Source organism: Arthrobacter sp. SPT-J7 (assembly GCF_059089965.1).
On record NZ_JBNHFF010000107.1, the window covers coordinates 1 to 10,714 of the forward strand.

At 64.6% G+C, this 10,714-nt stretch carries 10 protein-coding genes; 4 read left to right on the forward strand and 6 right to left on the reverse strand.

Annotation, left to right across the window (positions count from 1 at the left end; translation table 11 throughout):
* The first annotated feature begins 160 nt into the window (after positions 1 to 160).
* Positions 161 to 1,426 carry a helix-turn-helix domain-containing protein gene (locus tag AC5RWX_RS25390; RefSeq protein ID WP_494099056.1) on the forward strand — a complete coding sequence of 422 codons (1,266 nt, stop codon included), beginning with the start codon at positions 161 to 163 and terminating at the stop codon, positions 1,424 to 1,426.
* 48 nt (positions 1,427 to 1,474) lie between these two features.
* Here the strand turns inward: AC5RWX_RS25390 and AC5RWX_RS25395 are convergent, their stop codons facing one another.
* Together AC5RWX_RS25395 and purD are read right to left on the reverse strand one after the other, a co-directional pair.
* Positions 1,475 to 2,413 (reverse strand): phosphoribosylaminoimidazolesuccinocarboxamide synthase, encoded by a 939-nt coding sequence (locus AC5RWX_RS25395; RefSeq protein ID WP_494099057.1) that lies wholly within the window; start codon positions 2,411 to 2,413, stop codon positions 1,475 to 1,477.
* Position 2,414: 1 nt separating this feature from the next.
* Complete coding sequence (purD, locus tag AC5RWX_RS25400; RefSeq protein ID WP_494099065.1) at positions 2,415 to 3,731, reverse strand: phosphoribosylamine--glycine ligase; 1,317 nt, start codon at positions 3,729 to 3,731, stop codon at positions 2,415 to 2,417.
* Between the two features lie 93 nt (positions 3,732 to 3,824).
* On the opposite strand from purD, the gene AC5RWX_RS25405 reads away from it, so the two are divergent.
* Entirely contained in the window at positions 3,825 to 5,399 is a 1,575-nt protein-coding gene (locus tag AC5RWX_RS25405; RefSeq protein WP_494099058.1) for a molybdopterin-dependent oxidoreductase, read from the forward strand.
* Positions 5,400 to 5,435: 36 nt separating this feature from the next.
* Positions 5,436 to 6,452 (forward strand): asparaginase, encoded by a 1,017-nt coding sequence (locus AC5RWX_RS25410; RefSeq protein WP_494099059.1) that lies wholly within the window; start codon positions 5,436 to 5,438, stop codon positions 6,450 to 6,452.
* Positions 6,453 to 6,483: 31 nt separating this feature from the next.
* Here the strand turns inward: AC5RWX_RS25410 and AC5RWX_RS25415 are convergent, their stop codons facing one another.
* Positions 6,484 to 6,621, reverse strand: a complete 138-nt coding sequence (locus AC5RWX_RS25415; RefSeq protein WP_494099060.1) for a VOC family protein — start codon at positions 6,619 to 6,621, stop codon at positions 6,484 to 6,486.
* A 133-nt stretch (positions 6,622 to 6,754) separates the two neighbouring features.
* On the opposite strand from AC5RWX_RS25415, the gene AC5RWX_RS25420 reads away from it, so the two are divergent.
* Positions 6,755 to 7,132, forward strand: a complete 378-nt coding sequence (locus AC5RWX_RS25420) for a sterol carrier family protein (protein WP_494099061.1) — start codon at positions 6,755 to 6,757, stop codon at positions 7,130 to 7,132.
* A 29-nt stretch (positions 7,133 to 7,161) separates the two neighbouring features.
* On the opposite strand, the gene AC5RWX_RS25425 is transcribed toward AC5RWX_RS25420, so the two are convergent.
* The 3 genes from AC5RWX_RS25425 to AC5RWX_RS25435 are packed head-to-tail and all read right to left on the reverse strand — an operon-like array spanning position 7,162 to position 10,313.
* A complete protein-coding gene (locus tag AC5RWX_RS25425; RefSeq protein ID WP_494099062.1) occupies positions 7,162 to 7,923 on the reverse strand; it encodes an SDR family oxidoreductase in 762 nt (253 codons plus the stop codon).
* A gap of 49 nt (positions 7,924 to 7,972) precedes the next feature.
* On the reverse strand, positions 7,973 to 8,716 hold the full coding sequence (locus tag AC5RWX_RS25430; RefSeq protein ID WP_494099063.1) for an aspartate/glutamate racemase family protein: 744 nt from the start codon (positions 8,714 to 8,716) through the stop codon (positions 7,973 to 7,975).
* A 28-nt stretch (positions 8,717 to 8,744) separates the two neighbouring features.
* Positions 8,745 to 10,313, reverse strand: coding sequence for an NCS1 family nucleobase:cation symporter-1 (locus AC5RWX_RS25435; protein WP_494099064.1), 1,569 nt, complete (start codon positions 10,311 to 10,313; stop codon positions 8,745 to 8,747).
* Positions 10,314 to 10,714: the final 401 nt, after the last annotated feature.

Here is a 10,714-nt window from a genome sequence, read left to right on the forward strand (position 1 = left end):
AGGGCGGCTGCCGCTGCAATCTTCTTCAACATATATGTTCCTCAATACGAGTCGGATTCGTTACAAAGCCAGCACTGTCCTTGTTGACATACATTGTAAAATGTTTTCCACAGGGGCTGTCAAGCGCTAAACGGAAACCTGTGCGGAAAGGAGGAATCCCGTGGGCAACGGATTCGGGGAGAAGCTCCGGGCGGAGCGACTCGAGCGGGGGCTAACACAGGCGGAACTGGGCAAGGACCTGTATTCACCCAGCTACATCTCTTTACTGGAAACAGGCCGTAGAGAGCCAACAGCAGAGGTGATAGAAGAACTGGCACGCAGGCTGGAGCTCGCGCCCAAGGCGCTGGAGGCCTGGAGCCAGCCGATCACCCTCAGCGACGCTGAATACGTTCTGGCCGGCCTCTACGCCCGCCAGGCCTGGGACCTGCGGGACTACCCGCTCGCCGCCAGCCATGCCGCCACAGCTGCACAGATTGCACTGGACGGCAGAAACACCAGCGCCTGGTGGAACATGAGCTACATGCAGGCCGAGTGCCTGCTCAAGCATGGCGACTTGCTGGAATGCAGGCAGCTGGTGGAAAGGCTGCTGGAGCACCCGATGGCAAAGGAATCGGTGGGGTTGGGTGCACGTGCCCGTCAAATGCTCGCCGTGGTTTACCAGCGCCAGGGCCAGCTGACCACTGCGGTAGACCATGCACTGGAAGCCGTCACCTTCGCGGGGCAGTTACCCAAGGGCTCCATCATCACTGTCGGAGCGCTGCGGGCATTGATCGGTGCCTTGGCCGAAAGCGGCCGCCTTGATGAAGCCTGGAAGTATTGCCAGGAATTGCTCGCGCAGGTAGATGAGAACGCAATGTCGCAACTTGCCGGTGAGGTGGCCTGGGTGATCGGTAACGTGGCATTCATGCGGCACGACTATGTGGAAGGCGTCAAGCACCACGAACGTGCCGCGAAACTGCTGTCACCGGCCAACGACATTGAGCTATGGGCCCGGTTCAACAAAGCTTCCGCAGCGGTACGCCTGTCGTCCGGAATAGTAGAACCTGAAACACTCTCGTCCATCGAGCGGGCTGAGCTTGCCTTTTCCATCGTCAGTGGAACCAAGAGCGATGAGCTGGAGGTCGCCTTCATCCGCGCCCGCTGGCTGTACCTGACCGGTGACATTGTTGCCGCCGTCGAGAAGCTCCGGGAAATCCACGGCGAGCGCGACGCCCTCGCCAAGCACACGGCAGGAGAAGTTTCCCTCCTCCTGGGCAAGTCGCTGAAGGCGGCGGGCGAGTCCGACGAAGCCCTTGTGTACCTCGAGGAAGCCCAGAAGGCCTTCAGCGCGGCAGGAGCAGCAGACCGCGTCCAGCAGGCACTGGACGCGGTCCTGGAAATAAAGCTGGCCCAACAGCGGGCAGCGGCTGCCACCAAGGTCAGTTAGGCCGCACACCGCCCGACGGGAGCAGCTGGGGCTCCGTCGGCGACGGTATCAGGCGAAGGTGTTTCCGGTGAGCTTCTCGTAGGCCTCAACGTAGCGGCTGCGGGTGCGCGCTATGACGTCCTCCGGCAGCCGCGGCGGCGGAATATCGGAAGCCTTGTCCCAGCCAGATTCGGCCGAAGTCAGCCAGTCCCGGACATACTGCTTGTCATAGGAGGGCTGCGCCTGTCCCGGCTGGTAGGTAGCGGCATCCCAGAACCGTGAGGAATCCGGGGTCAGGACCTCATCGCCCAACGTGATTGAGCTAGAGACTGCGTCGTAGCCGAACTCCACCTTGGTGTCGGCCAGGATGATGCCACGCTCCCGGGCCACCACCTCCGCCGTCGTGTAGATCTGTAAGGTGAGGTCGCTGATCCGGGCAGCGATGTCATCGCCCACCATGGCCACCACGGCGTCGTAGGTGATGTTCTCGTCATGCTCGCCCACTTCCGCCTTGGCCGACGGCGTGAAGATGGCTTGTTCCAGCCGCGAGCCATCCACCAGGCCCTCCGGCAGCGGAATGCTGCAAACGGTGCCGGACTCCCGGTACTCCTGCAGCCCGGAGCCGGTCAGGTAGCCGCGGGCAATGCACTCGACGGGGAACATGTCCAGCTTCTTGCAAATCATGGCCCGGCCTTCGACTGCCTCGGGCACGCCGTCCTCCACTGTGGAGCCGAGCACGTGGTGCTCCACCTCCAGCTGGTCGAACCACCACAGGCTCAGCTGCGTGAGGATGCGGCCCTTATCAGGGATCTCGCTCGTGAGGACATGGTCGAACGCGCTGATGCGGTCACTGGCCACTACCAGCACGCAGTCCTGGCCAACGCGCTGCAGGATGGACTCGTCGGCCGGTTCGTAAAGATCACGGACTTTGCCGGAGTAGACGTGGGTCCAGCCGGGCAGGTCAAGTGTCCTGGCGTTGAAGCCGCGTGCTGCAGGTATTTCGCTCATGCTAGGCCTTCGCTTTCGTCACTGGCAGGGAACGGGTGGACGCGGACGGGACCTTGATCTCGCCGCGAGCGGCCTTGCCGCCGATATCGCTGCGGAATTGGGAGCCTTCCAGCTGAACCAGCTCCACGCCGTCGTACGCTTTTTCGCGTGCCTCCACCAGGTCGCTGCCGAGCGCCACGACGGCGAGCACGCGGCCACCGGCGGAAACCACCTTGCCGTACTCGTCCAAGGAGGTGCCGGCATGGATCACGTGCACGCCCTCCAGCTCCTCCACCTTCTTCAGCCCGCGGATGCGGTCGCCAGTGCGCGGAGTGTCAGGGTAGTTCTCGGACGCAACGACGACGGCGACTGCCGTTTCCTTCGCCCAGCGCAACTCTTCTGCCTTGTCCAGTTCGCCCTTGGCTGCTGCCAGGAGCAGCGCACCGAGGGGCGTCTTGAGCCGGGCGAGCACCGCCTGCGTTTCCGGATCGCCAAAGCGGACGTTGAATTCAATGACGCGGGTACCGCGCGAGGTCAGCGCCAGCCCCACGAACAAGACACCCACGAAGGGTGTTCCGCGGCGGGCCATCTCGTTGACGGTGGGCTGCGCCACCCGGTCAATGACTTCCTGGACGAGGCCTTCGGGCGCCCACTCCAGTGGCGTATAGGCGCCCATTCCGCCGGTGTTGGGTCCTTCGTCGTTATCGAAGATCCGCTTGAAGTCCTGGGCCGGTGAGAGAGCCACCGTGTTCTGGCCGTCGCAGAGGACAAAGACGGAAACTTCAGGGCCGTCCAGGAACTCCTCGATCACCACGGAGCCGCCGGCGTCAAAGCAGGACTGTGCATGGGCGAGGGCTTCGTCACGGTTCCTGGTGACCACCACGCCCTTGCCCGCGGCCAGTCCGTCGTCCTTCACCACGTAAGGTGCGCCGAAGGTGTCCAGGGCTGAGGCGGCTTCGTCGGCGTTGGTGGCGACCATGGCCATGGCAGTCGGTACGCCGGCCTCGGCCATGATTTCCTTGGCGAATGCCTTGGACGCTTCGAGCTGCGCGGCCGCCTTGCTGGGGCCAAATACCGGGATCCCGGCAGCGCGGACAGCGTCGGAAACGCCCGCTGCGAGCGGCGCCTCCGGGCCCACTACCACGAGGTCCACGGCGAGCTTGGTGGCCAGGGCGGCGACGGCGTCGGGGTCATTGCCGTTGATCTTGTGGGTGGGGACCAGCTTGCTGATGCCGGCATTGCCGGGAGCTGCATGGACCTCGGACACGTTGGGGTCGGCGAGCAGGGAGCGGACAATGGCGTGTTCGCGGCCTCCGGGGCCGATGACGAGTACCTTCACAGTCTCCAAGGGTACTTTGTGCACCGTGCCCGCTCCTAAGCTGTGTCAGCCCTGGAAAACAATCCCCGGCCCGCTCCGCTCCGAACCTATGTCATGAAAAAGCTTTCGAATCGGCTCAAGGGTCCCACTGCCATGGCCGCGCTGGCAGGCGTGGTGGCCGCCGCCGTCGTTCTTGCCGTGGCTGAGCTGGTTGGAGCGTTTTTTACTGCCCGCGCCACACCCGTGCTGGCGTTGGGGTCAACGTTCATCGACTTCACTCCTTCCTGGTTGAAGGACTATGCGATCGCCACGTTCGGCACCAATGACAAAGCCGCACTCTTCGTAGGCATGGGCCTGACCATTACCGTCCTGGCCGGTGCGCTGGGAGTGGTGGCATACCGCCGCTGGGCGCTGGGCGTGCTGGGCGTCCTGTTCATGGGTGCGGTCATCGTGGCCAGCGTGGTCACCCGGGCGGGGGTGGAGCCGGTGGACGCCATACCGTCAGTGCTGGGGACCCTCGCGGGCCTGGCGGCCCTGCGTTTCCTGATCGAGCCGCTGTGGACGACGAAAGCCTGGCCTGAAGCCCCCGCAGACGCTGCCGGCGACACGCCGCGCCCGGGGGCGAGCCGCCGTCGCTTCTTCGCTACGGCTGGGATTACTGCCGCTGCTGCGGGCATCGCTGCCGCGGGCGGCCGTTTCCTTGGTGCCGCGCGAAGCAACATTGCCAAAGCGCGGGACGCCCTGCAGCTTCCCGCGCCGGTAAGGGCCGCGGCGGCCGTTCCCGCCGGCGTCCAGTCGCCAGTGCCGGGCGTCGCGCCGTGGGTGACGCCCAACGGTGAGTTCTACCGCATTGACACCGCCCTCAGCGTCCCGGAAATCAACGCGGACGAGTGGGAGCTGCGGGTGCATGGGCTGGTGGAGGAGGAGTTTCGGCTCACGTTCCAGGACCTGCTCGACGCCGACCTCATCGAATCGCACGTCACGCTCACCTGTGTCTCCAACCCCGTGGGCGGAAACCTCGCCGGCAACGCCAAATGGCTCGGCTTGCCCATCCGGGAGGTGCTGAAACGGGCGAGGCCAAAGGATGGTGCGGACATGGTGCTGTCCACCTCCGTTGACGGCTTCAGTGCGTCAACCCCGCTCGAGGTCCTTCAGGACGACCGGGACGCCATCCTGGCCTTGGGCATGAATGATGAGCCACTGCCGCTTGAGCACGGCTACCCCGTGCGGATGGTGGTTCCGGGCCTGTACGGATTCGTCTCGGCAACAAAGTGGGTGGTGGACCTCGAGGTTACGAGGTTCGCGGACAGCAAGGCCTACTGGACGGACCGCGGATGGTCCGAGCGCGGGCCCATCAAGACAATGGCGCGGGTGGATGTTCCCAAGTCCTTCGCAAAAGTCCCCGCCGGAAAAGTCGCCGTGGGCGGCACCGCCTGGGCCCAGACCCGCGGCATTACCAAGGTGGAGATCCAGATTGACAACGCCGAGTGGGTGGAGGCGGATCTGTCCACCGAGGCCTCACTGGTCACCTGGCGCCAGTGGTCCTATGAATGGGACGCCACACGCGGGCCGCATTACATCAAAGTGCGTGCCACCGACGGCTCCGGCGAGGTGCAGACTGAACAACGGGCCGATCCCGTTCCCGACGGCGCCTCCGGCTGGCAGTCGGTGATGGTCACCGTGGAGTAGCCCGGCTTCCGGGATGCAGGCCCCTAGACTGGCAACATGCCGCATAATCCGCACGCCACCTTCACCGTGGACTCCGCCGTCGAACTGGCCGTGATCGAGCGCAGCGGCTTCGTGGAGTCCCGGCACATCGGTTCCGCCGTGCTGCTCGCAGCAGACGGGTCAGTAGTTACAGAGCTTGGAGACATCACCACACCGATCTTCGCCAGGTCCGCCCTGAAACCGTTCCAGGCGCTGGCCTCTATGCAGTCGGGCGTGCCCCTCCGCGCCGCCCAGGTCGCCTTGGCCTGCGCGAGCCATGTGGGTTCACTGGACCATATGGACGTGGTGTCCGGGATGCTCAAGGCGGCCGGCGTGCGGGAAGACCAGCTGCAGTGCCCGGAGGCATGGCCGCAGGATGAAACCGCACGCAACTGGCTTGTGCGCTCCGAACGCGGAAAAACGAGGCTGGCCTTCAACTGTTCCGGCAAGCACGCGGCTTTCCTCTGGGCATGTACCGAGAACGGCTGGGATACCCACAGCTACCTTGAGCCCAACCATCCGCTGCAGCAGCGGGTCCGCACCGTCATCGAGGAGTACACGGACGAAAAGATCGCCCACTTGGGAATCGACGGTTGCGGCGCGCCCGTGGCCGCAGTTTCGCTCAAAGGCCTGGCGCGGGGCTTCTCGCAGTTGGCCAAGGCGCCCGGCGACCAGAGCTTCAACGCCCGGGCGGCCACCATCGCAACGTCGATGCTGGACTACCCGTGGGCGGTGCAGGGCCGTGGGGAGGCCAACACCCTGGTGATGGACGAGCTGGAGATCATCGCGAAGGTTGGTGCCGAAGGCGTCTTAGCCATGGCCACCCCGCAGGGTGTCTCCGTGGCTGTCAAAATATTGGACGGGAATGTCCGGGCCACCTCACTGGTGGCCCTGACCCTTCTCGCGGCCGCTGGCGCCGTGGAAATTCCAGGGGTTGCGAGCGTCCTAGAGAAAGTGGTGGAACCGGTGCTGGGCGGCGGCCGCCCGGTGGGGCAGATCCGTCTTGGCCCGGCAGTTTCGGCGCTCCTGGACTGAGCGCCGGCTCTCTCCACCTGAGGTGGCCGGTTCAGACGTGCTGGTCCACAATCACCGGATTGCCGTCCGGATCCACCACGACGAAGCTTGCCGGCCCGGTGGTTCCTTCCTCTGCTTCCGAGAGGAACGGAATGCCCTGGCCCTGAAGTTCGCGCTGGAGCTCGCGCACGGGTAACTCCGTTCTGTTCAGACGATGGTGCTTCCGATGCTACCGGCGCCTCGGCCGCGGTTCCGTCCCTCCGACTGTCCGCGATACTCTGATTGCCTTTGCCACTGCACCCAACCTGAAGGAAGCCGGAAACATGCCAGTAGCCCGCCGTCGCATCGACGTTGAAGAAGGCGCCGCAGCGGTGGAGGCGTGGCGGAAAGCCGCGGAGCTGTCGTTGGACGCTCCGGTTCCACGGGCCACCCTGGCCACTGCCGTGCGGTACACGTTGGAGGAAGTCACTGCACGGGCGCCGGGTAATTCGGTGGAGGTACGGGTCCCGCCCTTCGGCGTCACCCAATGCGTGGAGGGGCCGCGGCATACCCGCGGAACGCCTCCCAACGTGATTGAGTGCGACGCCGCCACCTGGCTGGGGATGGTGACCGGCCAGTTGAGCTGGGCGGAGGCAGTCGCTGCAGGCAGGGTGGCCGCTTCCGGCCTGCGCGCAGACCTCTCAGCCCTGCTCCCCCTTTAGCCCACCCTCTCCGGGTTTTGCCCAAAAGGTCAGCCGCGGCCGATGAAGGGCATGCCGGCTGCGGTCACCACCACTGACCCAACACTGGCCGTCGGAGGCATGTTGGCCATCATCAGGACCGCACGGGCAGCATCCTCAACAGGAAAAGTGGGTTCAACCCGGCGGCTGCCGTCTGCCTGGAGCGCGCCCTCGCCCACCCCGATGGTGTCCATGATCTCCGTAGCCGTGTTGCCGATGTCGATCTGCCCGCACGTGATCCCGAAGCCCCGCCCGTCCAGCTCAATGCTTTTGGTGAGGCCCGTCATCGCGTGCTTGGTGACGGCGTACGCCACTGTCCGGGGCCGGGGCGAGTGGGCGGAGATGGATCCGTTGTTGATGATCCGTCCGCCCTGGGGTTCCTGCGCCTTCATGGCCCGGACGGCTGCCCCAGCGCACAGCATGGAGCCGGTGAGGTTCACCGCCACCGTGGCATCCCAATCCTCCAGCGAGATCTCGTCCACGCTCGCGGCCGGCCCGAACACGCCGGCGTTGTTGAACAGCAGGTCCACCCGCTCCCACCGCCGGCGGACGGCCTCGAAAAGGTGCTCGACGTCGTCGGGCCGGGTGACGTCGCACGTGACCGGAAGCGCGTGCCCGTTTCCGCCTGCTGTCTCAACAAGTTGCGCCTCGCGCCGCCCGGCGAGGGCGACGGCGTAACCATCGGCAAGGAGCAGGCGAGCCACGGCCCTGCCGATTCCGGAACCCGCTCCGGTAACCACGGCGACACGCCCGGGCTGTTGGGGTTGGTTCACAATTTTCTCCTGTACTGCCGATGGAGCCGCCACGCCTGAAGGGAGCCGCCTAAAGGGACGCCGGCACGTCCGTGCTGTTCAGCGGCCAGCCTATGACGGTCTTGGGCCGCGGTGCAGCGTAGGTCCGGACTTTGGATGTGGACAGTCGCATGCGGACCAGGGATTCGGCGATCGCGACGGCTGATGCCACACCATCCACCACCGGCACTCCTGCGCGCTGCCGGATCTGCTCGTCCAGGCCTGCCATCCCGCCGCACCCGAGCACAATCACCTCCGCCTTGTCCTGGGTTACGGCGAGCATGGCTTGGTTGATGATGGCCTCCACCGCGCGTTCCGGCTCCTCCTCGAGTTCCAGAACGGCCATGCCGCTGGCCCGGACCGAGGCGCAGCGGGCGTCCAGGCCCGCCAGCTTGAGCCGGTCCTCGATGAGCGGAACGGTCCGGTCCAGGGTGGTGACCACCGAGTACTTGTGGCCCAGGAACATGGCGGTGCTGGCCGCTGCCTCGGTGATGTCCACCACCGGAACGTCCAGCAGCTCCTGCAGTCCCTCCCGTCCGTGCTCGCCATAACCGGCCTGGACGACGGCGTCGAACGGCTCCGGGTAGTGGGTCACCGCGTCCATCACGGCGATGGCTGCAAGATAGCTTTCGAAGTTGCCTTCGCAGGAGTCGGCACCGAAGCGCGGCGTTATCCCCACGATTTCCGTTCCGGGCGCCGCAATGCTGCGTGCCTGCGCGGCGATGGAGCGGGTCATGGACTCGGTGGTGTTGACGTTCGCAACGAGTATGCGCATTGGGATTTCCTTACTCAGTGGTGCTGGCTCAGTGGGTGCTGGCGACGGCGATGGCCTCGCCGTCGCGGTCTTCCAGCCGCTGGGACCGGTCCGCAATGGAGAAATACACCACCGCTGCGATGCCGGCGGCGAAGAACCATGCGAAGGGTGCTGCCGAGGCCAGTGCCGGGACGAAAGCAATAAGGAGTGCGACGACGGCCGCCGGCACCATGGCGATGATCGCCCTCGGGTTGACACCGTTGCGGTAGTAGTACGTTCCGGCCTCGGAGGCGGTGTACAACTCGGGGACATTGACCTTGCCGCGCCGGATCAGCCAGTAATCAGCCATCACCACGCCGAACAGGGGGCCGAGCAGGGCACCCAGGCCGCCCAGGAAGTACACGATCACCAGCGGGTTGTTGTAGAGGTTCCACGGCAGGATGACCAGGCCGATGACCGCGCTGACGATGGCCGCCTTACGGAAGTTCAGCCGCTTGGGGAACAGGTTGGTCAGGGCGTAGACAGGCGCGACGAAGTTGGCCATGAGGTTGACCGCGATGGTCAGGATCAGCAGGGCGAGGCAGGCCAGCACAAGGAAAAGCGTGTTGGGAATCGTCTGGACGATGTCCGAGGGGCTTTCGATGATGGTGCCGTTGATTTTGAATTGCCCGCCGGCCATGACCACAACAATGGCGCCGAAGACGAGCATGTTGATGGGGATGCCCCAGAAGTTTCCGCGGACCACCGCCTTCTTGGAGACGGCGGAGCGGGTGAAGTCGCAGAAGTTCAGGACGAACGTGCCGTAGATGGAGACCCACAAGGCACCGCCGGCGAAGATGGTAAGCCACATCTCGGGCCCTTCGAGGGCGTTGTCCGAGGACCAGGCGATGGCGCCGCCGGCTTCGATGAAGATCCAAACGGCGATGGCTGCCATGGTGGCCAGGATGATCGGGCCGGCGAAGGCCTCGTACTTGCGGATCATCTCCATGCCGAAGCTGACGATGACCAGCTGGACCACCCAAAGGATGACAAAGGCGATCCAGCCCAGGGTGGACAGTCCAAGAATGGAGTCCTTGTCCAGGCCGCCGAGGGACGGGAACATTGCCACGAGCATCACGCGGAAGACCACGGAGGCAAGGTAGGTCTGGATGCCGAACCAGGCAACGGCGACCGCTCCGCGGAGCAGGCTGGCAATCTGGGCCCCGCGGATGCCAAAGCTGATTCGGCTCATGACCGGGAACGGAACGCCGGTCTTGACGCCCATGAATCCGGAAAGGTTCAGGAGGCCGAAGAGCAAAGCCGCTCCGATGCCGAGGGCGAGAAGGATCTGCCAGCCGCCGAGCCCCAAGGCGAACAGCCCGATGGCGAAGGCATAGTTGCCGAGGCTGTGGACATCGTTGGCCCAAAGGGTGAAGATGCTGTAGCCGGACCAGCTTCGGCCGGCACGTTTGGTGGGGGCAAGGTCTGCGTTGTAGAGGGTTGGGCTGATGGCCTGGCCTGATGCTGCGCTTGCTGACTCGCAAAGTGCTTCAACGCCCACGGCGGTGTGGGCGGAAGATTCTGACTGCGCTGTCAGGTCAGGAGCCGTATCAACGCCCACCGGTGGAGGGGTCTGCATAGGGATCTCCGGTTCCAGGTTTTCCGCGGTGGTGAGCTCGGATCTGCGATCACTGCCGTTTTCCACATCACGGAATGAAGATGTTGAATGGTGGAATAAGAGTATGACTTGAGTCACTCATGGTCAAGCAGCCGCGGGAGCCGTCCCGGTCATAATTGGTTCGGTCGCAGAGGCGGGCCGCCTGGAGCGGCGCAGCAGGGGCGGTTTGTTGACCGCCCACCCGCCTCTCGGTAATCTCGTATAGCAATAAAGTTTTCTCACACTACGAAAATGCAAAAACCATTCAACGATGAAAAGAGGCCGCCGTGGCTGCAGGAGAAGATACCTCCCATATCCTCAGCGGGTTGACTAACCAGCTGCCTGATCGTGATCCGGAAGAGACCGCCGAGTGGGTTGAGTCC